This window comes from Rhodobacteraceae bacterium M385, from assembly GCA_025141835.1.
Classification (GTDB): Bacteria; Pseudomonadota; Alphaproteobacteria; order Rhodobacterales; family Rhodobacteraceae; genus Gymnodinialimonas.
The window spans coordinates 1,405,766-1,426,941 of record CP081102.1 but is presented as its reverse complement, the minus strand read 5'-3'; the positions used below and the strand labels follow the sequence as shown (position 1 = coordinate 1,426,941).

18 protein-coding genes and 1 tRNA gene are annotated in these 21,176 nt (G+C 61.2%); 6 read left to right on the top strand and 13 right to left on the bottom strand.

The features are described from left to right. Window positions 1–4 precede the first annotated feature (4 nt). Together K3728_06960 and K3728_06955 are read left to right on the top strand one after the other, a co-directional pair. Window positions 5–2,080: a S8 family serine peptidase gene (locus tag K3728_06960; protein ID UWQ96948.1), complete on the top strand. Its 2,076-nt coding sequence runs from the start codon at window positions 5–7 to the stop codon at window positions 2,078–2,080. Window positions 2,081–2,409: 329 nt separating this feature from the next. After that, window positions 2,410–4,512, top strand: coding sequence for a DEAD/DEAH box helicase (locus K3728_06955; GenBank protein ID UWQ96947.1), 2,103 nt, complete (start codon window positions 2,410–2,412; stop codon window positions 4,510–4,512). Here K3728_06955 and K3728_06950 read toward each other — a convergent pair. The 8 genes from K3728_06950 to K3728_06915 form a co-directional block, all read right to left on the bottom strand. Next, window positions 4,509–5,321, bottom strand: a complete 813-nt coding sequence (locus K3728_06950; GenBank protein ID UWQ96946.1) for a citryl-CoA lyase — start codon at window positions 5,319–5,321, stop codon at window positions 4,509–4,511. The genes K3728_06955 and K3728_06950 overlap by 4 nt on opposite strands. Before the next feature lie 70 nt (window positions 5,322–5,391). Then, window positions 5,392–6,387 (bottom strand): fatty acid desaturase, encoded by a 996-nt coding sequence (locus K3728_06945; protein UWQ96945.1) that lies wholly within the window; start codon window positions 6,385–6,387, stop codon window positions 5,392–5,394. A gap of 195 nt (window positions 6,388–6,582) precedes the next feature. Next, window positions 6,583–6,981, bottom strand: a complete 399-nt coding sequence (locus K3728_06940) for a DUF2177 family protein (protein UWQ96944.1) — start codon at window positions 6,979–6,981, stop codon at window positions 6,583–6,585. A 34-nt stretch (window positions 6,982–7,015) separates the two neighbouring features. Further along, the gene (locus K3728_06935; protein UWQ96943.1) at window positions 7,016–7,753 is read right to left on the bottom strand and encodes an SDR family NAD(P)-dependent oxidoreductase; all 738 of its coding nucleotides are present in this window, start codon (window positions 7,751–7,753) and stop codon (window positions 7,016–7,018) included. Further along, on the bottom strand, window positions 7,746–8,903 hold the full coding sequence (locus K3728_06930) for a cyclopropane-fatty-acyl-phospholipid synthase family protein (GenBank protein ID UWQ96942.1): 1,158 nt from the start codon (window positions 8,901–8,903) through the stop codon (window positions 7,746–7,748). The genes K3728_06935 and K3728_06930 overlap by 8 nt, the downstream gene beginning before the upstream one ends. Further along, the gene (locus K3728_06925) at window positions 8,903–9,655 is read right to left on the bottom strand and encodes a DUF1365 domain-containing protein (protein ID UWQ96941.1); all 753 of its coding nucleotides are present in this window, start codon (window positions 9,653–9,655) and stop codon (window positions 8,903–8,905) included. Before K3728_06925 ends, K3728_06930 begins: the two co-directional genes overlap by 1 nt. Beyond that, window positions 9,655–10,935: an FAD-dependent oxidoreductase gene (locus K3728_06920; GenBank protein ID UWQ96940.1), complete on the bottom strand. Its 1,281-nt coding sequence runs from the start codon at window positions 10,933–10,935 to the stop codon at window positions 9,655–9,657. The genes K3728_06925 and K3728_06920 overlap by 1 nt, the downstream gene beginning before the upstream one ends. Window positions 10,936–11,121: 186 nt before the next feature. Next, entirely contained in the window at window positions 11,122–12,789 is a 1,668-nt protein-coding gene (locus K3728_06915; GenBank protein UWQ96939.1) for a GMC family oxidoreductase N-terminal domain-containing protein, read from the bottom strand. Between the two features lie 105 nt (window positions 12,790–12,894). Here K3728_06915 and K3728_06910 point away from each other — a divergent pair, with 105 nt between their 5' ends. After that, a complete protein-coding gene (locus K3728_06910) occupies window positions 12,895–13,806 on the top strand; it encodes a LysR family transcriptional regulator (protein UWQ96938.1) in 912 nt (303 codons plus the stop codon). A gap of 33 nt (window positions 13,807–13,839) precedes the next feature. On the opposite strand, the gene K3728_06905 is transcribed toward K3728_06910, so the two are convergent. The 3 genes from K3728_06905 to K3728_06895 all read right to left on the bottom strand — a co-directional run bounded on the left by K3728_06905 (window position 13,840) and on the right by K3728_06895 (window position 16,046). After that, a complete protein-coding gene (locus K3728_06905; protein ID UWQ96937.1) occupies window positions 13,840–14,952 on the bottom strand; it encodes a glycine cleavage system protein T in 1,113 nt (370 codons plus the stop codon). Window positions 14,953–15,270: 318 nt separating this feature from the next. After that, window positions 15,271–15,750 carry a RidA family protein gene (locus K3728_06900; GenBank protein ID UWQ96936.1) on the bottom strand — a complete coding sequence of 160 codons (480 nt, stop codon included), beginning with the start codon at window positions 15,748–15,750 and terminating at the stop codon, window positions 15,271–15,273. 211 nt (window positions 15,751–15,961) lie between these two features. Further along, a tRNA-Leu gene (locus K3728_06895) sits at window positions 15,962–16,046 on the bottom strand. Window positions 16,047–16,206: 160 nt separating this feature from the next. Between K3728_06895 and K3728_06890 the strand changes: the two genes are divergently transcribed. After that, window positions 16,207–16,815, top strand: coding sequence for a Hint domain-containing protein (locus K3728_06890; GenBank protein ID UWQ96935.1), 609 nt, complete (start codon window positions 16,207–16,209; stop codon window positions 16,813–16,815). 85 nt (window positions 16,816–16,900) lie between these two features. Here K3728_06890 and K3728_06885 read toward each other — a convergent pair whose 3' ends face one another. Then, a complete protein-coding gene (locus tag K3728_06885) occupies window positions 16,901–18,481 on the bottom strand; it encodes an NAD(P)H-hydrate dehydratase (GenBank protein ID UWQ96934.1) in 1,581 nt (526 codons plus the stop codon). 189 nt (window positions 18,482–18,670) lie between these two features. Between K3728_06885 and K3728_06880 the strand changes: the two genes are divergently transcribed. Beyond that, window positions 18,671–19,009 carry a P-II family nitrogen regulator gene (locus K3728_06880; protein UWQ96933.1) on the top strand — a complete coding sequence of 113 codons (339 nt, stop codon included), beginning with the start codon at window positions 18,671–18,673 and terminating at the stop codon, window positions 19,007–19,009. A 66-nt stretch (window positions 19,010–19,075) separates the two neighbouring features. Then, complete coding sequence (gene glnA, locus K3728_06875) at window positions 19,076–20,482, top strand: type I glutamate--ammonia ligase (protein ID UWQ96932.1); 1,407 nt, start codon at window positions 19,076–19,078, stop codon at window positions 20,480–20,482. A gap of 75 nt (window positions 20,483–20,557) precedes the next feature. Here the strand turns inward: glnA and K3728_06870 are convergent, their stop codons facing one another. After that, window positions 20,558–21,175 carry an MliC family protein gene (locus K3728_06870; protein UWQ96931.1) on the bottom strand — a complete coding sequence of 206 codons (618 nt, stop codon included), beginning with the start codon at window positions 21,173–21,175 and terminating at the stop codon, window positions 20,558–20,560. Window position 21,176 lies beyond the last annotated feature (1 nt).

Sequence of the window (21,176 nt, the reverse complement as noted above, 5' to 3'; positions counted from 1 at the left end):
CGCGATGACTTGGGGGTGGGGATCAGCGACGCGGATGGACGGAGGCGGCAAAGCGGCCACCGTGCAAACGCCTGCCAGCGACTGGTGGCTGCGCGGCCTGGTCGGTAGCCTGCCCCGCAATATCGCCACCCCCGTCGACCAAGAGGTCTTCACCGCCCACCCTGACGAGACCGCCCCGGTGACCCAACGGGCCTTCTGCATCAACTTAAGGACGGACCGCGGCGATGTTCCGCCCCTCGATGCGCCCTCGGGCACCGTCATCATGGGCATCATTGATGACGGCTTGGCCTTCGCCCACGCTCGGTTTCTGAAGCCCGGCCCCTCGGGTCGTTACCAGACGCGCATGGCCGCGTTCTGGAACCAGGATGCCACCTGCGGCAACACGCGGCCCACGGCGGGCTACACCCTGCCCTTCGGCCACGATTGGACCGAGGACGAGATCAATACCAGCCTGTTCAGCTATCCTGAAGGCTCGCTCTACCCCGATCAGGACATCGCCTATCGCAATGCGGAAATGGCGCGGTCTGTGGCCGGAATTGCCGCCCATGGCACCCATGTGATGGACCTTGCAACGGGCTATGATTGCGATGACGCCGCCGCCAATGATCTGGGCGAAGTGCCCTCTGATCTGGCAACACGCCGTCCGATCGTTGCAGTGCAACTGGCCCGCCACGCGACCCGCAATTCATCGGGCGCCTTCATGGCGTCTTATGTGACCCACGCCATAGATTACATTCTGGACCGCGCGTTGCGATTGCAGCCTAAGGGGGGCGATCGCCTGCCCTTGGTGCTCAACTTCTCGTACGGGATCTATGCCAGTGCGCTTAGCGGTCGCGCGGCAATGGAGGAATGGATCGACGGCGCGGTAAAGGCCATGTGGCGCGATCACGGCATTCCCGTTTGGGTCGTCCTGCCAGCAGGCAACAGCCATCTGGACCGCACCCATGGCCAGAAAATCGTCGGCAATGAGCGGCCCGAGCAAGACGTCGCTGCGCCGCTGATCCTGCGCCACAAGCCCGAAAACAAAGCACCCACCGTGGTCGAATTCTGGTGGCCGGAACGCACCATCAGTCTTGCGTCCTACGGGTTGGAGAGGGTGAAGGAAATTAAGGACGGGCTGAATGCCAACCAGCGCAGGCAGGTGGTTGAGCAGTTGTCCGCCCTCCCTTCCCCTCTCCGGCTGGAAATAAAACCGCCCCAAGGCGGGGCGTGGATCACGGTGCCGGACGAGGACGTGCCGTTCTTTCACGGCCAACCCTTGAGCGATGGCACCCGCACCCTTGCGATGGTGTACCACGAAGCGATCTTGAGCTTTGGGCGCAAGGAAATGGACCGCGATGCCCTCGGCCTGTCGGCACAACACAAGCTGACGTTGATTATGGCCCCTTCGGTGTTCGAGCAGGCCTTGGGCGGAGATGAATTCGCCCAAACCGAGGCCACCTTGCCCGCCGGTGACTGGCAGGTGCGCCTGTGGAACACGGCGGCGGAGGCGCCGGAAAGCGTGACCATCCGCTGCCAGCGCAATGACACCCCCTTCGGGTTCCGCCCCTTTGGCCGCCAATCGCGGCTGGAAGATGCAAGCTACCGGGTCGTCACCCCCGACGGGCGGCCGGAAGAGGCTGATACCCAAGGCGCATGGGTGCTGCGGCGGGGGACGACGAATGCCATCGGATCGGGCGCCCATACGATACGGGTCGGATCGGCGCGGGCCGCCAATGTGGCGCGGCGCGAGGTGGAAAGTTTGCAGGCAACGGCGGCCTCGACCTTCAGCAGCGCAGGCGATGAGGACAACGACCGGGACGGCGTGGATATCGCCGCGATTTCGGAAATGAACCACGCGGTGCCGGGGGTTTTGGGGGCGGGAACACGCTCGGGCGCGGCGGTGCGCCTGTCGGGCACCTCGGCGGCAGCGCCACAGGTGGCGCGGTGGATCGCGCTGGAACTGGCAAAACCCGGAATCCCGCCCCTGCGTGGCGCTTTGATTGCTGAAGCAGAGAATTCAACCGCAGCATATTTTGAAGACAGTTACAGACCCGAGCGCACAGGCGCGCGGATCTTATTCGGACCGGGTGCCCGTTAATTCCAGTGGGGCATCTTGAAAGGCGCGCATACTCTTCCAGCGCGTCTCATCCGCCCGGCAGCCATCCCCTTGGTTGCCGGGCAATTTTTTTAGCGGTCGGCGCGTTTGGGGCAAGCGTTGAGCTTGGGGGGCTAGCCCCCCAAACCCCCCAGGATATTTTTAGAACAAGGAAGCAGGGACGACGCGTTTTTGATAAGGAACGGGAGCGCGACGTTGCGGCACTGCCTGCGACGCGCGAGTACCCTATACTTCTGCGGTGCAAGGCGTTAGGTGCGGCCCCTTGCGAACGCCTTTCGGAGGCGCGACGTGTTGATGAAAGTGGATTAGACGTGAAACAGGCCCTTCAAAAAGCCCTCGACGCCAAGGGGTATGATACCCTCACCCCGGTGCAACAGGCGGTCTCGGACCCGGAATTGACCGGCAAGGATATGCTGGTCTCGGCGCAAACCGGGTCGGGCAAGACCTTGGGCTTTGGCCTGGCGATTGCGCCGGGCCTGTTTGGCGAGGCGGAAGAATTTGGCACCGCGGGCGCGCCATTGGCCTTGGTGATCGCGCCGACACGCGAGCTGGCAATGCAGGTGAAGCGCGAGTTGAGCTGGCTGTTTGCCCATGCGGGGGCGGTATTGGCCTCGACCGTGGGAGGCATGGACATGCGCGACGAACGCCGCGCCTTGGCCCGCGGCGCCCATATCGTCGTTGCCACGCCGGGACGCCTGAAAGACCACATCATGCGCGGGTCCATTGACCTGTCGGGTTTGAAAGCCGTGGTGTTGGACGAAGCCGACGAGATGTTGGATCTGGGTTTCCGGGAGGACCTGGAGTTCATTCTGGAGGAATCGCCCTCAGACCGACAGACGCTGCTATTTTCGGCCACGGTGCCTGCCGCAATTGCGAAGCTGGCGCAGAACTACCAGAAAAACGCCGAGCGCATTGCCACGACGACGGGCGAAAAGCAGCATTCGGACATCGAATATCGGGCTATGACCGTGTCGGCGCGCGACAGCGAAAACGCGATCATCAATGTCTTGCGCTACTACGAGGCGCCCAATGCCATCGTCTTCTGCAACACCCGCGCCACGGTGAACCGGATGACGACACGGCTGTCGAACCGGGGATTTTCGGTCGTGGCTTTGTCGGGGGAATTGACCCAATCGGAGCGGACCAATGCCCTGCAAGCCATGCGCGATGGACGGGCGCAGGTCTGTGTGGCCACTGACGTGGCGGCGCGCGGCATCGATTTGCCCAATCTAGAACTGGTGATCCACGCCGAATTGCCGACGAACCAAGATACCCTTCTGCACCGCTCTGGCCGCACGGGCCGCGCCGGACGCAAGGGGGTTTCTGCCCTGATCGTGCCGCCTGCTGCCCGCAAGAAGGCGCAACGCCTGTTGGGGTGGGCCAAGCTGACCGCCGTTTGGGCCGACGCGCCTTCGGCCGAAGAGGTCACCGCCAAAGACGATGAGCGGATGATGCAAAGCAGTGATTGGGAGGCTGAAATTGAGCCCGCCAACCGCGACGCGGTGGCACGTTTGGCCGAGATGTATTCTGCCGAGCAACTGGCCGCCGCCTTTGTGCGTATGTACCGAGAGCGCCGCTCGGCGCCGGAGGAGCTGTCCGATGTGACCGCCGCGCCCGAACGCAAGCCCTTCGGACCGAGCGTCTGGTTCTCACTCGCCGGGGGCCAAGCGGTGGGCGCAGAGCCACGCCGACTGCTGCCGATGCTGTGCAAGATGGGCAAGATCAGCCGCGAAGACGTGGGCGCAATCCGCATCCACCACGAGGCCTCGTTCATTGAGCTGCGCGAAAGCGCCGTTGATGGCTTCCTGTCCGCTATTGGTGGAAAAATGCAGCTTGAAGACGGTGCGGCGCTGACCCGTTTAGACAGTGCCCCAAATGTTGATCGCGGCCCGCGTCCGCCACGGGGCGATGCGCCCCAAGATCGCAAACCGCGCACCAACAAGTCCAATGACCGACGCGGGCCCAAGCCTGCGCCACGCGACCATGACGGACCCAAACCGAGCGGTCCCAAGTCGAGCGGTCCAAAGCCGGGGCATTCCAAGCCGATTGATTGGAACGACGCGCCGGAGCCGCGCCAGAAGAAGCCAAAAAAGCCCGCCACCGGCGGCAAGCCGCGCCACAATGCAGCAGAGAGCAAGCCGGATTTGCCCCAGGCCGAGCCGTGGAAGGCCCGCAAGCCACGCCACAAGAACAGCAAGCCCGACGGCGGCGCAGGGTTCGAGCGCCCCACGCGGCCCGAGGGTAAAACGGCGGCTAACCCCGGCGCACGACTAGGCGCGCCCACCACCGGGAAACCCAACAGCAAGAAGAACAAAGCCCGCCGCGCGGCCGCCACTGAGGCGGGTGGAAAAGGCGCGCCGAAGCCGCGCAAACCCCGCGCGCCCAAGGCGTCCAAGCGGCGCGATCCGTCTTAGGTTTCGCCCGCGTCCGGTGCATAAAGTGGCAGGTAGGCCGGGGGCATTGGGCCCTTGTTTCGGCCTCCCTGCTGCATCTGTTCCCACCCATGGGCGAGGATGCCGACAGAGCGCGACAGGCAAAACAGGCCCCGTGCCAGAGGCGGCGCGAAGCCTAGCTCACAGAAGATCACCGCTGTCGCCCCGTCGATATTCATCGCAATGGGGGCGCCTCGGTTTTGGCCGATCCGCGTTTGCAGCGCTTCGGCGATGTCGGCAAAACGGCCCTGTACGACGCCGGCTTTCGCGGCCTCGCGCACCAAATCCATCATGCGCGGGGCGCGGGGGTCCGTGGGTTTGTGGAAGCGGTGACCAAAGCCGGGGATAATCTTGCCGTGAGCCGTGCGCCAATCGTCAAGGGCCGCGTCGATGGCCGCGTCTTGCGGGGTGCCGTCGTCCATGCGGGTGGCGATGTCTGAGTAAAGCTCGGCGCATTGCTCCCCCGCGCCGCCGTGGACATCTCCGAGCATATTTACCCCCGTAGCCATCACGTTATTGAGGCCAACGCCGCAGGTCGCCGCCATTCGCGCCGCCGCGATAGAGGGCGCTTGCGGGCCGTGGTCAACGCCCGCCACCAAGGCCGCCTCTAGCAGCGCCCCCTGCTCGGGCGTGGGAAGATCGCCGCGCGTCATCAGCCAGATCATCTGCGGGAAACTGACCGCGCCGATCAGCGCCTCGACCGGGTGGCCGCGAAAGGCGATCTTTCCCGGCTCCATATCTATGATCGAAGTGCGCCACCACGCGCGGACGGCATCGGCATCGTCTGTCATCGGCTATCCCATCTGATCGCGCCCATTCGGCAAAGCGCCTCAGACTACCATAGCCGAATTGCCCGGCGGGTTAAGCCGCCAAACGCCGCGCGGCGGCGAAGGACAGCAACTTGCGGCTATCTTCGTCCCACAGATGCAGGCGCGCACATTTGAAGCTTTCCCAAAGGGTAATTCGCTGAGATTGCGCCAAAACATCGTGGTCACGCATCACTTCGGGCAAGCGGTAGAACGGGATACGGCTGGCAAGGTGGTGGACGTGATGAACGCCGATATTACCCGTCAGCCAGCGCAATACAGCGGGCAGATCGTAGTGAGAGCTGCCGTGCAGCGCCGCGTCCTGGATCGTCCAATCGCCGTCACGGTCCCAAACCGTATCTTCAAACTGGTGTTGGATGTAGAACAGCCACATGCCAACAACAGCCGCCAAAAACACCGTGGGCAGGAAGATAAACAGCACGACATTCAGACCGCCAAGCCAGAACAGCCCCCCCACAATCGCAGCGACGCACAGGTTTGTGCCTTGGGCGCTGATCCAGTAACGCCAGCCCCCGCGCATCACGCCAATGGGCAAACGGTTTTGCAGGAAGAAGGTGTAGAACGGCACGACGCCGAACAAAAACAACGGGTTACGAACCAACCGATACAGCGCGCGCCCAATCCAGCTTTTGGCGCGATATTCGCGCACGGTCAGCGTTGGCAGGTCGCCCGATCCGCGATGATCCAGATTACCTGTCGTAGCGTGGTGCATCGCGTGGTTGCGGCGCCACACGTCATAGGGCGTCAGCGTCAGCACGCCAATGAAACGGCCTAACCAATCGCCCACTTTACGGTTCTTGAAGAACGCGCCGTGGCCGCAATCGTGCTGGATCATGAACAGCCGCACAAGAAAAGTGGAATTCGCGACCGCCAGGGCCAGCGCCAACCAAGGGCTGACCGACAAGGACCACCATGCCAACGCCCAAATCACGGTGAAGGGGGCAAGGGTTACAGCCACCTCGAAAATACTGCGCGAATGGTTCGGCTCGCGATATTTCGCAAGGATGCGGGTCCAGTCAGATGGTTGCAATCGAGTCTCCTTCGCGCTTGGGACGTCAATTGCCCTTCTGCGTTAGTGGCAGGTCACGCGCGGGATGGATAGCCCCCATTCTGAAGGCAAGGCATATCGTGCAATGGCCATTCCCCCATCCGATCACGGCAAAGGGGCAAGAACGAGGGTAGCTGCCGGAAGGTAAATATTTCGTCAAAGAGCCTCATACGGCCCCTAAACCACCGCGCGCGTCACCATAACTCCGGCCCAGGCGGCGAAACCGGTCAACACACCGCCCCAAAGGGTGTCCACGATGACCTGCTCTGCCGTCCAATCCGCCAAGGTGGCGAAGTTGGTAAATTCGTAAGTACCGTAAGCCATCAGGCCCAATATCACACCGCCGATCAGCGCCGCAGAAGGGTCACCGGCCCGCAGCGCGGGCAAGGACACGAACCACAAAATGCCCCCCACATAGCCAAGGTAGAACAACGCTGCCGGCACCGCGCGGAAGCTGTCGGCATAGAGGTGGTCGATGTGTCGATCAAACACCGGTTTAACCAACAACCGCAGCCCGACCGCGTCGGCTGCAAAGAAGATTAATGCGGTTGCAATATAAAGGATCAGAATATTCATGGCTGGACTCCAGTGAAAGAAGGGAAACTTGCGTTCATTGCGTCAACCGCCGCGTTAGGGGCAGCGCGGCCCAATAGGGCAGAACGCTCAGCAATTTCAGGGCGTAGGTGAAGCGGCGCGGGAAGTGGACCTCGAACCGGCGGGAGTTCAGCCCGGCGATAATCGCACGCGCGGCGACCTCGGGGGTGACCATGGCGGGCATGGTAAAATTGTTGCGTTGGGTCAGGCGCGTATCGACGAAACCGGGGCTTATCAGACGCACATCGCGGCTGCCTGAAAGCTCGGCCCGAAGCGATTGCGCCAAGTTCATCACCCCCGCCTTCGTGGCCGAATAGATTTGGCCCTGCGGTAAGCCGATATACCCCGCGACCGAGCCGCAAAGCGCCAGTTGCCCGCCTTCGCGCAACAGCGGCGGGGCGATTTGGGCGATATGGAACGTTCCAGTGAGGTTCACGGTGACGATTTGAGCGGCGGTGTCCGGGTCCAGTTCCGCGACTTTGCCGGGGTCATACATTGCCGCCAAGTGGACGACACGGTCCAACGGGCCGATGTCTGCGATCCTTTCAGCCGCCGCCACAAGGCTGCTCCGATCCGCCACATCCAAGGGCAGCGCCACGTGATCCGGGCCGAGGCTTGCGGCGAGGTCTTGCAACGCTCCCTCGGAACGGGCCGACAAGATCAACCGCGCGCCTTCGCCCGCCCAAGCCCGTGCCAAGGCCGCACCGATGCCGTCACTGGCGCCGATGATCCAAATGGTCTCGCGCTCAGGCATGGGCCAGCTCCACTTGCACGACGTTGGTGTGATCCGCAGAGAATGAGCCCGCGCAAATGCCCAGATAATAGCGCCAGTTGCGCAGGAAGCTGTCGGAGTAGCCCAAGCGCCGGATGCGGTCAGCCTGTGCGTCCAGACGGTCGCTCCAGATGGACAGGGTGCGGGCGTAATCAGCCCCAAAGGCGTGGCTATCCTTCACCATCAGCCCTGCCCGCTTTGCCTGATCCGCAATGACGGCGTCCGAGAGCAACATGCCGCCGGGAAAGGTGTAATGGCGGATGTAATCCGAGCTTTTGCGATAGGTCTTGAAGTAATCATTCGGCACCGTGATCGCCTGAATGACCGCATGCCCCCTGTCTGCCAGCCGGTCTTTCAGGGTGGCGAAATACGTGGGCCAATAGGTTTCACCCACGGCCTCGATCATCTCGATCGAGACGATGTTATCGAACTTCCCGTCGCATTTCCGGTAATCCTGAAGGCGGATTTCAGCGCGGCCATCCAGACGCGCATCGGCGTAGCCTTTTTGGCTGGGAGAGATCGTAAGCCCCGTCACATCGCGCCCATGCTCGGCGGCGCGTTCGGCAAAACCGCCCCACCCGCAGCCGATCTCCAACACCCGCTCTCCGCTGCCTAAATGCTGCAAGATCCTGTCGTACTTGCGGTTCTGCGCCCGGCTTAGATCGTCATCACCGGGGGCAAATAGCGCCGAGGAATAGGTCATCGTCTCATCCAGCCACAGCTGATAGAACTCATTGCCCACATCGTAATGGGCCCGGATGTTCCGCGCCGCACCGCGCACGGAATTGGCCCGCATCAGACGGTTGGCGGCCAGAAACTTCAGGTTGTTCCAAAAGCCGGGATAGGCGTAGCCCTCAAGCTTCTCCATGTTGCGCACGGCCACTTCGGTCAGATCGGCGATGGAGGGCGTGTCCCACAGACCCGCCACATAGGTTTCGCCCAGGCCGATATCACCGCGCGCGGCAAGAGAGGTGACAACAGACCAATCGTGGATCTCGATCTCGGCCGCGGTGCCGCCGTCGCCGAAATCATACACCTCGCCTTCGGGCGTGCGCAGGCGCAGGGTGCCTTGACGGATACGGGCGCAGCTCTCCAGAAAGTCGTGTTTCACGCGTTTGGTAAGGAATAACATTAGGTTACCTCCGAATTTGGCGGCGTTGGCCGGGGGCGATACACAGCCCCCTTCAACTTCAGTCGCAGGGCCTGCCAGTAGATCAACGCCATGGTGCGCATCGCGCCCAAGGGGCGGCGCAGGCTGGCCCCCAATATGACCCGATTGGTTAGGGGTGCACGGGGGCCGAACAGGCTGGCCGACACACCCTGATCGCCATTGCGATGCAGGATATTGATCGCGATGCGGTCACGTTTGATATCGAAGTGAAACGTATAATCTCCGGCCACCTCTTGGAAGGGCGAGACATGAAGGGATTTCTGCGTCGTGATCCGCGTCAACGCCGTGATCGGGGCAAAATCGGGGGAATGGCAAAGGTAGGAATGACGGTCGCCAAAAGGGGTGGAGACTTCGGCGATGACCGCAACCAGCGCCTCATCCCGCTGTGCGAGCCAGAAGCTGACGGGGTTGAACGCATAGCCCAGATAGCTTGGCTGCGTGAGCAGGCGAAGATCGACGCCGTCGCTGGCTAGCCCATGACGTTCCAACACTTCTCGCGCCCAGATCGGGCCGCGCCCTTTGGACATCGGGCCGCCGTGGTCACGATCCCGGACCGCCATCAGGTTGAACCGATTGCGCCCGAACAGGGCCGGACCCGGCGCGCTGGCCTCAGGATTTATCAGCACGAAATCAACGTCGTAGCTAAAATGGTGCTTAATTGCCCCCTTGCGCCGATGGGTCGTAGTGCCCGCGATATGTTCCGGCCTGTGCATCAGGCCACCTGCCGGTCCATCAGGCGGGCAATCCGCGCGGCCGAGGCGAAGCCATCCTCATGAAATCCGTGGCGCGTGTAAGCCCCTGCAAACCACGTGTTGTTCTGCCCCTGCATCGCCGTCAGCTGCTTCTGCGCGGCCAAGGCAGGCCCATCGAAGACCGGGTGGCGGAAGGTTGTCTGATCGTAAATCAAATGCTGCGGCACCTCTGTTGAGGGGTTGAGCGACACGAACAGCGGGTCCGCCTCGGCGATGCCTTGCAAGCGGTTCATCCAATAGGTGACACCAATGGCGGGCTCCGGTCGCGTGGTATCGGCCTTATACACCCAACTGGACCACACCGCGCGGCGCTGCGGCATCTGGGTGGTGTCGCGGTGCAGGATCATCTGGTTGTCCTGGAAGCGCATCGCCGACAGCGCCGTGCGTTCTTGCGCTGTTGGTTGCTGCAACAGCCGCAAGGCTTGGTCGGAATGGCAGGCGAAAATCACCTGATCGAAGGGCTCCTGTGCGCCCTGCCCCGTCACGACGGATACGCCCCCCGCCGCACGCACCACCTGTTGCACCTGCGTTGCCGTGTGGATCGTGACGCTATGGGCGCGAAGGTGTTGCTCCAGCCGGCGCACGTATTCGATGCTGCCGCCATCCACCGTCCACCATTGATGAGTGCCCGACGCGCTCAGCAGCGCGTGATTGCGGAAGAACTGCACCAAAGCGCGGGCGGGAAAGGCGCGGATTTCGGACGGCGGGGTAGACCAGATCGCCCCGCACAGAGGCATCAGGTAATACCGCTGGAACCAATCGCCCAGGCTCAAGTCGTCCATCAGCTCTCCGATGGTGGCGCTGTCGTCGGTGGCGTAACGCTCGGCCTTGTCGTTGAAGCGCAGGATATCGCGGACCATACGCAGGAAACCCGGCCGCAACAGGTTGCGCCGCTGCGCCGCTAGGGCCCCAAGGTCGCGCAGGCCGTATTCGACCCTACCGCCATCGACCGAGGCCCCAAAGCTCATGTCGCTTTTCTTCACCGGCACGTCGAGGTCTTGAAACATCCGCGTCAGATGCGGGTAATTGGCGTAGTTGAACACGATAAAGCCCGTATCCACAGGCTGATCCCCATTGCGCCCCGCCATCACCGTACGGGCGTGGCCGCCCAGCCGTGGCGCGGCCTCAAAAATCGTGACGGCGTGGTGGCGCGCAAGCAAATAGGCCGCCGCAAGGCCAGAGATGCCTCCGCCAATGATTGCAATACGTTGGGGGGCGATCGGGCGGGCGTCAAAGGGCATCGGAACTCCGGTGGGTTAGATGTATCTGATACGCCTGCCCCATGGGATTGGATCAAAAACATGCGGATTATTTTCCGGCCCCATGTGGGGGGGCTGAAACATCGCCTTACGGTGATCGTACACGATTTAAGACCTGCACGTCTTTGGATCGTCCGATTTGCCTTTAAAAAAGCGACCGAATGGGCGTCAGCGGCCCGCCAAGATCCAAGCGGCGGCTTTTTCCGCGATCATGATTGTGGGGGAATTGGTGTTGCCGCTGGTGATATTCGGCATGACCGAGGCATCCACAACCCGCAGCCCCGCAACACCCTTCAACCGCAAATGCGGGTCAAGAACGGCGCTGTCATCGTCTGCCCGGCCCATCTTCACGGTGCCCACGGGGTGGAAGATGGTGCTGGCAATATCGCCCGCCAGCGTCGCCAGTTCCTCATCGGATTGGTACTGCGCACCGGGTTTGAACTCTTCCGGCCCATAAGCCTGCATTGCCGGCTGATCCATGATCTGGCGCACCTGCCGCAGACTGTCGGCCGCAACTTTCCGGTCCTCGTCCGTATCAAGGTAATTGGGCGAGATTTCCGGTGCGTCGCGGAAGTCGGAGGAGGCGATGCGCACATGCCCCCGGCTGGTGGGGTTCAGATTGCACACGCTGACGGTGATGGCCGGGAAATCATGCAAATCCTCTCCGAAAGCCTCCAGGCTCAGGGGTTGGACGTGGTATTGTAGGTTCGCGTGGGGGCGGCTTGGATCAGAGCGGGCAAAGGCCCCCAATTGGCTGGGGGACATGCTCATCGGGCCGGTGCGTTTCAGGGCATATTCCAGACCGATCTTGGCCTTGCCGAACAGGGAACTTGCCAGCGTATTCAGGGTCTTGGTGCCTTTGACCTTATACACCGCACGGATTTGCAAATGGTCTTGCAGGTTCTCGCCGACACGGGGCGCGTCCTTCACCACGTCGATGCCATGGTCGCGCAGTAAGGCCGCCGGACCAACGCCCGAAAGCTGCAAAATCTGGGGCGAATTCACCGCGCCCGCCGACAAGATCACCTCCTGCGTGGCACGGACCGTGACGGGGGTGCCATTGCGGTGAACAACCGCGCCGGTGCAGCGGGTTTGTCCGTCGTAGGCCTTGGCGAAGGTCAGCTTCTCCACCTGCGCTTCGGTCCAGACCGTCAGGTTAGGCCGCGACGTTGCAGGCCGCAGGAAGGCCTTGGCCGTGTTCCAACGCCAGCCCGAGCGCTGGTTGACATCAAAGTAGCCGACGCCGGTATTATCGCCGGTGTTGAAATCTTCGGTCTTTGGAATGCCCGCTTCATTTGCGGCGTCGGAAAAACTGTCCAACACGTCCCACCGTAGGCGCTGTTTCTCGATCCGCCACTCTCCACCGTGGCCATGCATGTCCGAGAACCGGCTGTTGTCGCCCGTCGCCGGGTCCGCGCCTTCGTCCAGCTTGTAGTGATCCTCGTGCGCCTTGAAATCATTGAGGGAGTTTTCCCAGTTCCAAGCCGCCTCGCCGGTCAATTCGGCCCAATTGTCGTAATCACGCGCCTGTCCGCGCATGTAGATCATGCCGTTAATTGACGAACATCCCCCCAAGGTTTTGCCCCTAGGGTACAGTAAACTGCGCCCATTCAGCCCCTTGGCAGGCTGCGTTTTATACATCCAATCGGCGCGCGGATTTCCGATACAGTAGAGGTAGCCCACGGGGATGTGAATCCACGCATAGCGATCGGGTTTTCCGGCCTCCAGCAGTAGCACCCGGCGCGATGGGTCTGCGCTGAGGCGATTGGCCAACAAACAGCCCGCCGACCCTGCGCCAACCACGATGTAATCGAAGTGGCTTTCCCCATCCATCATCTGCGCATCCTGCCCGCTATCGTCCTTGATTGACCAAGACCTTTGCCGCCCTTTGCGGCACAAATCTAATGACAATTCTCACATAGCTATATTAGTTCCTTTTATATGGATAGATTTTCCAACCTTAACACCATCTTGGCCTTTGTGACCGTCGCCCGAGAAGGCAGCGTGTCCCGTGCGGCAGAGGTGTTGAATCTGACCCAACCCGCCATCAGCCATCAGATCAAAAGGCTAAGCGATGAAACCGGGATCACGCTGTTCACCCGCACCGCCAGCGGGTTGAAGATTACCCATGACGGTGCCGCGATGTTGGGCAAGGCCGAGCAAGTCTTGACCGCGATGGGTGAATTCCGCCGCAGCGCCAGCCAGCGCTTGGGCCAAGTCAGCGGCCAGTTGACCCTTGGGACCATTGTGGACCCCGAATTCATCCGACTGGGGCGCTTGTTAGCGCACCTGCGCAGAGATCATCCAAAGATTGAAACAGAGCTGATCCACGGGGTGAGCGGCGATGTGTTAAAATGGGTGAAACAGGGGCGTGTGGACGCAGGTTTTTACCTATGTGCGCCCGATGACATGGCCCAGATCGAGACTACCTCCGATGCCCCCATTCACGCGATCAAGCTGGCAGATTTCAGCTACCGCGTCATCGCCCCGGCGGGGTGGCAGAACCAAGTCGAAAACGCCGATTGGTCGAGGCTGGCAACATTGCCTTGGATTGGCACGCGGCAAACCTCGGTCCACCATCGCCTATTGGCCAAAGTGTTTGAAGCCACCGGAAAGCCGCAGAATGTCGTGGCCTTGGTGGATCAAGAAGCCTCGATGCTGGAAATGGTCCGCTCTGGCATCGGGTTAAGCCTTTGCCGAGAGTCCATCGCGCTGCACCAAAAGCAATCCTTCGGCCTTGCTGTTTGCCAGAACGTTTCCGTGCCCGCCTGCCTTTGTTTCATTGCCCTCGCCGCCCGCAAAGACGACCCCATGGTGGCTGAGGTCTTCACCCTGCTTGATCAAATCTGGTAAGCCCCGATGGGAAGATGCTGGCATAAGCGCTCCTTAAATGAACGGTATCCTATGGGTGCGCGCGGCATGATCTACCCCATCGATACGAACCGTTAACCCCGCCGCCCCTTCTTCAAGATCGGCGCGGATCATTCCCACGCCAATCGTGGATTGCATCCGTTTGGAAAAAACCAATTCGCTGACGTAGCCCACCTCAGCGCCCTCATGGCAAAGCGGCAAAGGATGGCCGGGGAATTCAGGCGTGCCTGCAATCACCAACCCCACCATGGCCCGCTGGCGCGGTGCGTCCGCCAATCGCGTCAGCGCCGCGCGGCCCACGAAATCGTGCCCGGCAGAAAGATCAACCAGCTTACCCAAGCCCATTTCAAACGGATCGGCCCGGTGGGTCTGCCACCGCATATCCGCCCCGTAAGAGATCAGGCCGCTTTCCAAGCGCTCTGTATCGTTTGGCGCTCCAGGGCCAATGTCAAAAGGCGCGCCAGCCTCTTTCACGAGATCCCACAGCTCAACGCCCCGTGCGCCATCCATCAGGTACAACTCAAACCCGCCCTGCTTGGACCAACCGGACCGGGCCAGCACCAAGGGAATGCCCTCAAGGCTCGTTTCCTCAAACCCGAAATAGCGGAAGTCGCGCACCCTATCGCCAAAGAGCTTTGCCGCCACCTCCACCGCTTTGGGACCTTGGATGGCGAGGGGCGAGACATCGGGCTCAGTCACTTCTACATCCCAGCCCTTTTCCTTACCAATCGCTGCCGCCCAAAGGTGGATATCGCTATCCGCCACAGACAGCCAAAACCGCGTGTCCGACAATTTTAGCAACACCGGATCGTTGATCAGCCAACCATCGTGGTCGCATATCGGCACATAGCGCCCCTGCCCCACTTTGGTTTTGCTCAAGTCTCGGGGGGTCAAATATTGCGCCAGTAGCGCCGCGTCGGGGCCCTGCAACTGCACCTGCCGCTGCGCCGCCACGTCCCACATCGCCACGCCATTCAAAAGACGGTCATACTCTGCCTCCGGGTTCCCGAAATGGCCGGGAATATACATGTGGTTGTAGACCGAAAAGCTCTGCACCCCATCGCGTACCGTTGCCTCAAAATAAGCGGATTTTCGGATATTCGGGCCAATGCCAATGGTGAACGTCATGGGTGATCCTTCGCGTAAGTGCCGAGCATGCGGTGTTTCCCTTCCCAAACCGAGTGAGCCTTGATTTGCAAGAGCGTTTCCGTAGGAGACGACTGAATGAGATCACTACTTGGCGAGCGGCCCCCCCTCAGCGTGCCATTCCTTAAGTATTTGCTGCCATTGCGGCTGGGGAGATGTAGAGACGCAACTTGAAGCTTATGCGCAATCGCTTGTTCGACCGCGCATTTGGCCTAGAAACGCATCCCTTTGTCCACGAGTCACGCGTGGAGCGATCGCTGGAAGAGGTCGTTTCGGTCTGACGGGACGGGCCCAAAAATCTCACCCATCCGCTAAGGGGGCTTGCGCCACGGCGCGGATCTCCATCAGGCCACCGGGCACGATCAACTCGGCCACGCCGATGGCGGTCCAGGCGGGAAAAGGCGGCGGCAGGTATCGGTCTTTTACGGCCATGAAGGTCGCCATGTGGCGGGACATGTCCACATGGTAGGTGGTGATCTCCACCACATCAGAAAGCTCCGCCCCAGCCGCCTGGAGGATCGCGCGCAGCGCCTCAAATGCGGTGGCGAATTGTGCCTCTGGGTCTCGGACGGCCACCAACTCGGTCAAAGTGTTTGTCGGCGCATTGGTGGTCGCCTGCGCCCCCGCAAGACCATCATCAGAGGGTGGCTCGCCGTCTGGGCTGGTGCCGATGATCCCGGAACAGAAGATAAGTCCGTTGGACACAACGGCGGGCGCGAAGTGCCAATTATCGTACACGCCTTGCAGCGCCGGAGGGATAATGCGGGGGGCCGATGTCATTGGAGCACTTTCTTCTTCGGTTTTGGCGCGGGTCTTGCGCAAAGTTTGACCTGCGGATTGGGCCAAAGCAATGGGCAGCCGCGCGCCATGGCCCCTCGGCGACTCGGGCAATTGACTAAGGTGGGGCACAAACGTGAAGACCGCGCCACGGGGACCTCAGGGCGCCAGGCGCGACCTAAGTGATTGAAAATACCTAAAAATTTAAGAAAAATGGTGCGGGTGAAGGGACTCGAACCCCCACGCCTCGCGGCGCCAGAACCTAAATCTGGTGCGTCTACCAATTCCGCCACACCCGCACTGGGGCTGCACTTAGCAGGGCATTCGCGGCAAATCGAGACCAAAATTTACCTTAGCATTAACCCACCCGTAACGCGGTTTTGCCCATATTGCGCCCCAATTCACCGCGAGAACGAGTTCATCAACGGGCTGCCACCCGAAAACCTGAGGGGAAGACACATGACTGACACCACTTTGATCGTTGAAGAAAACACTCGCCCGATGGGCGTTGATGGCGTAGACTCGCTTACACAAACACGAGGCAACAAATGCCCGAACGAGCGAGCAGTAAACCCAATGACCAATTCTTCCCCGCGGCCCACGGCCCGCGCGGGCGGCAAGACCAATGCCTGTGAGGCTGGCCTTGCGCCCGGAACCACCGTTCTTACCATGGACGGCGCTATCCCTGTCGAGTTCTTGAATCCCGGCGACCGCATCATCACCCGCCGCGGCGTGCGCAAGTTGAAGGCCGTCATGCGCCACAACCTGCCCGAAGGCACGCCCCGCGTTGTTGTTTCGGCCGACGCCCTTGGCGGTAAGCCTTCTACAAACATCACCCTGATGCCCGGCCAGCGTGTGCTGGTCCGTGACTGGCGCGCTCAGGCGCTGTGGGGCAAGGACATTGCCGCCCCTCAAGCCGCGCGTCTGGTCGATGGCGAATTCATCCGCACCGAGACTGAGGGGCGCCAGATCATGCTGTCGCTTTACTTCGGGGCGCCAGAAATCCTTTATGCCGATGGCCTTGAACTGGCCTCGGCTGACAAGCCAAAGGTGGCAGCCAAGGCTTAAGTCGCACCCGGGCGTTTTGCCGCCCGGTCCGACACTTCCTCCACAAAACGGCGTCCGTTTGGGCGCCGTTTTGCGTATGTGCCCTTTAGTAACCGTGTTCCCGCAACACCTTTGGCAGATTCTCGGGCAGGTCCTCGGCGATAAGTCCCGGTCCAACGGCCCGCGCGGCCTCTACATGTAGGAAGGCTCCGGCCTCGGCCGCCCAAAGGGGATCAAAGCCCCGTGCAAGCAGCCCCGTGATGATCCCCGCCAACACGTCCCCCGCCCCAGCCGTGGCCAACCAGGGAGCCGCGCGATCGTAGGCGGCGGAATGGACGCGGACCCGACCGTCCGGCGTGGCGATGACCGTATCCGCCCCCTTGAATAGCACCACGCAACCCGCGATGGCGGCGGCCTCTCGGGTCGCGTCGATCTTGGAGTAGGCGGGGCCTTGGGTGGCCGAAGCGTCCAACCGCGCGGCGATTGTTGGAAACAGCCGGGCGAATTCGCCGCCATGGGGCGTCAGAATGGCCTGCGGGTGGAGCATGTTGAACAGGGCCGCGGGATCATCGGCGAAGACGGTCAAGGCGTCAGCGTCCAGCACCACAGGGCGTTTTGTGGCCAACGCGCTTGCGACCATCTCTTGGGTGTTGGGCCCGATCCCCATGCCCGGCCCAAGGCACAAGGCGTTGAAACGAGCATCACCGAGAAGGGTACTGAGGGCTTCGGCCCCGTCGCATCTCCGGGCCATGATAGCAGTCAAATGCGCAGCGCATTCCATCATGGCCGAGCCCGGAACCGCCAACGTCACCAGCCCCGCCCCGATGCGCAATGCCGCCCTTGCCGCCATGCGAGCCGCGCCGCTGCGCCCCATGGGCCCCGATACCAACAGCGCGTGACCGTGGTTATATTTATGGCCGAAACCCTTCGCCAAACTGGGTTCCGCCAACATCGGGTCGGGAAGCCGCGCCAAGCGTAGATCGTCGCGTTCCTCGGCTTCCGAACCCCGCAAACCGATGTCTGTGACCAATAATTCACCGCAAACCTGCGGTCCATCAGCCAGCATATGGCCTTGCTTGGGGGCGTGGAACGTAACGGTCAGATGCGCACCGATGTCGCCGATCCAGTCCCCCTCGGCGCTCAAAACGACGCCGCTGTCAGCATCAAGGCCCGATGGGACATCGACGGCGACCACAAACGGAGAGCGCGCGTTTCCGTGACCCCAAAACCCATCGGCAAACATGCTGTGGAACGCCGCGCCGATTGATGCGGGGGGCACGAATCCCCGGCTCAGGCCGATTCCGAAAATTGCATCGACAATTAAATCCGCACCGCCAAAATTCGCCTCGGTGAGGTCCGCGACCGGGCCGATTTCAAGCCAACGCGCGTGGTTCGCCTGCGCATCTGGCGTGGCCTCCCCCGGCACGCCAAAGCCGTAGACCGTCACCCGCCAGCCCCAGTCATGCAACAGCCGCGCGATGACGTAGCCGTCGCCGCCGTTGTTACCGGGACCGCATAAAACCACCCCTTGGTGAGGCTTGGCCGCCAAGGCGGGCCAGCGCGAAAACACCGCGTCGACCACCGCCTGCCCGGCCTGCTCCATCAGGTCCAACCCTGTGGCACGACCAGAATCCAACGCGTCTTTTTCGACGCGGCGCATCTGCGCGGATGTCAGCAATTGCGTCACAGCACGCTCCGGTCGCGATTCACTTTTGCACATATTTTAATCGCTCAGCCTATTTTTTGATCGCACACGTCGGAATCTCCATCTCACCCCCAACGCTTCCCCCGTGCCGCATGGACGTTGCTCGCGCAAAGTGGTGTCACGTTGCTAAGACTGCGGGCCCAAGGCTGCGACGAGGAGGACACGGGAACCATGAAGAAAATCGAAGCAATCATCAAACCGTTCAAACTGGATGAGGTCAAAGAGGCCCTCCAAGAGATCGGCATTCAAGGTCTCAGCGTGACCGAGGTCAAAGGTTTTGGCCGTCAAAAGGGCCACACCGAACTGTATCGCGGCGCGGAATATGTGGTGGATTTCCTGCCCAAAGTTAAGATCGAGGTCGTTTTGTCCGACGATCTGGCAGATGCCGCCATCGAGGCGATCATCAACGCCGCCAAGACAGACAAGATCGGCGACGGCAAAATCTTCGTCTCCGACGTGAGCCAAGCGATCCGCATCCGCACCGGCGAAGCTGGCGAAGACGCGCTGTAGGACACTAACGGCCCCGCCCCCGCGCGGGCCAAACCGAACACCTTACGAACTCAAGGAAAACTGACGATGAGCACAGAGAGCTTTTTGAAAATGATGAAGGACGAAGACGTAGCCTACGTCGACGTTCGCTTCACCGACCCGCGCGGTAAGTTGCAGCACGTAACGCTGATCGCCGATCAGGTAGACGAAGACTTCATCGAGGAAGGATTCATGTTCGATGGCTCCTCCATCGCGGGTTGGAAAGGCATTGAAGCTTCCGACATGAAGCTGATGCTGGACACTGACAGCGCCTACGTAGACCCCTTCTACGCCGAGAAAACGCTTTGCGTGCATTGCTCGGTTGTTGAGCCTGACACCGGCGAAGCCTATGATCGCGACCCACGCGGCACCGCCGAAAAAGCCGAAGCCTACCTGAAGTCCTCGGGCATCGGCGACGTGTTCTACTGTGGTCCTGAAGCTGAATTCTTCATCTTCGACGACGTGCGCATGTCCGTTGAGATCAACAAGGTTTCCTACGAAGTTGACGCACAGGATGCTTCCTGGAACGGCGACACCGAGTACGAAATGGGCAACATGGGCCACCGTCCCGGCATCAAGGGCGGCTATTTCCCTGTGAACCCGATCGACGCATCCCACGATCTGCGCTCGGAAATGCTTTCGACGATGAAAAACATCGGCATGAAAGTGGACAAGCACCACCACGAGGTTGCGTCCTGCCAGCACGAGCTTGGCCTGATCTTCGATAGCCTGACAAAACAGGCCGACGAACTTCAGAAATACAAATACGTCATCCACAACGTGGCCCACGCCTATGGCAAGTCCGCTACGTTCATGCCCAAGCCCATCGCAGGCGACAACGGCACCGGGATGCACGTGAACATGTCGATCTGGAAAGACGGCAAACCCTTGTTCGCTGGCGACAAATACGCTGACCTTTCCGACGAGGCCCTATGGTTCATCGGTGGTGTTCTGAAGCACGCGAAGTCCTTGAACGCCTTCACCAACCCGTCCACCAACTCCTACAAGCGTCTGATCCCGGGCTTTGAGGCCCCCGTTCTGCGCGCGTATTCCGCCCGTAACCGCTCCGGCTGCGTGCGTATTCCATGGACGGAAAGCCCCAAAGCCAAGCGCGTAGAGGCGCGTTTCCCCGATCCGGCGGCAAACCCCTACCTGTGCTTCGCGGCCCTGCTGATGGCTGGCCTCGACGGTATCCAGAACAAGATCAACCCCGGCGATCCTTCCGACAAAGATCTTTACGATCTGCCACCGGAAGAGCTGGCAGGCATCCCAACCGTCTGTGCCTCGCTTCGCGAAGCGCTGGACGAGCTGGAAGCCGATCACGAGTATCTGCTGAAAGGTGACGTGTTCACCCGCAGCCAGATCGAAGGCTACGCCGCGCTGAAGTGGGAAGAGGTTTACGCCTACGAGCACACGCCGCACCCGATGGAATACAAGATGTACTACAGCTGCTAATCAGCAGTTATGATATAAGAGAAGGGGCGCTTCTAGCGCCCCTTTTTTTTGGGGCTATCAGTGGGTCACACCGCCTCAACAGCCGTCGTTGAAAATGCCGTTCAGCACAAAGCGCGGCGCGCACAACAGCCCGCCCCATTGGTGCGCTTGCTGACCGTTGAGAAGCTGAACCACCCACCAATTAAAGCCGTTAAAGCCAACGCCCGTATCCGCAATCAGTGTCAACTGCTGCCCGTTGAAGGTCGAACCGACATCGGCAAAGTTTGTGCCCGGCCCGGCCCTTAGGTTGCCGCCAAAGGAAAAGCCCGCAAAGGTGCCTCCACCTTGTGCTTGATTGCCCGGCACAGCCACGTTGCCGCCCGGCTCAGTCACAGAGGTCACGATGCAGTTGAATTGCGCGCCTGACAGTGTGGACAGGAACGCTTGTCCCTGATGTTCCACGAAGTCCAAGCCGCTGGCGGCATCGAAGAACCGCGCCCCGCTGCCGGACACGGCCGAACCTAATATGGCCCTTGAGACCTGCCCAGTGGCCTGATTGCGCGCATCGACGGCGACCACGTCTTCCTCGTCAAAATAGATGGCGGTGAAGTCAATGCCATTCGCCGCACCACAGGCGTAGTTCACATTGGCATAGGCCGCGCCGGTAAAGGTCAGGCAGGCGGCAGCCGCGCCCAAAACAGTTCTAAAAGTCATG

Excerpts from the sequence above, each read along its gene's own strand:
- K3728_06905 (UWQ96937.1), bottom strand. The coding sequence starts at position 14,952 with ATGACGTTCACCATTGGCATTGGCCCGAATATCCGAAAATCCGCTTAT.
- K3728_06940 (UWQ96944.1), bottom strand. The coding sequence starts at position 6,981 with ATGAATATTCTGATCCTTTATATTGCAACCGCATTAATCTTCTTTGCA.
- K3728_06935 (UWQ96943.1), bottom strand. The coding sequence starts at position 7,753 with ATGCCTGAGCGCGAGACCATTTGGATCATCGGCGCCAGTGACGGCATC.
- K3728_06960 (UWQ96948.1), top strand. The coding sequence starts at position 5 with ATGACTTGGGGGTGGGGATCAGCGACGCGGATGGACGGAGGCGGCAAA.
- K3728_06870 (UWQ96931.1), bottom strand. The coding sequence starts at position 21,175 with ATGACTTTTAGAACTGTTTTGGGCGCGGCTGCCGCCTGCCTGACCTTT.
- K3728_06930 (UWQ96942.1), bottom strand. The coding sequence starts at position 8,903 with ATGTTATTCCTTACCAAACGCGTGAAACACGACTTTCTGGAGAGCTGC.
- K3728_06890 (UWQ96935.1), top strand. The coding sequence starts at position 16,207 with ATGACTGACACCACTTTGATCGTTGAAGAAAACACTCGCCCGATGGGC.
- K3728_06920 (UWQ96940.1), bottom strand. The coding sequence starts at position 10,935 with ATGCCCTTTGACGCCCGCCCGATCGCCCCCCAACGTATTGCAATCATT.
- K3728_06910 (UWQ96938.1), top strand. The coding sequence starts at position 12,895 with ATGGATAGATTTTCCAACCTTAACACCATCTTGGCCTTTGTGACCGTC.
- glnA (UWQ96932.1), top strand. The coding sequence starts at position 19,076 with ATGAGCACAGAGAGCTTTTTGAAAATGATGAAGGACGAAGACGTAGCC.
- K3728_06915 (UWQ96939.1), bottom strand. The coding sequence starts at position 12,789 with ATGATGGATGGGGAAAGCCACTTCGATTACATCGTGGTTGGCGCAGGG.
- K3728_06925 (UWQ96941.1), bottom strand. The coding sequence starts at position 9,655 with ATGCACAGGCCGGAACATATCGCGGGCACTACGACCCATCGGCGCAAG.
- K3728_06900 (UWQ96936.1), bottom strand. The coding sequence starts at position 15,750 with ATGACATCGGCCCCCCGCATTATCCCTCCGGCGCTGCAAGGCGTGTAC.
- K3728_06880 (UWQ96933.1), top strand. The coding sequence starts at position 18,671 with ATGAAGAAAATCGAAGCAATCATCAAACCGTTCAAACTGGATGAGGTC.
- K3728_06950 (UWQ96946.1), bottom strand. The coding sequence starts at position 5,321 with ATGACAGACGATGCCGATGCCGTCCGCGCGTGGTGGCGCACTTCGATC.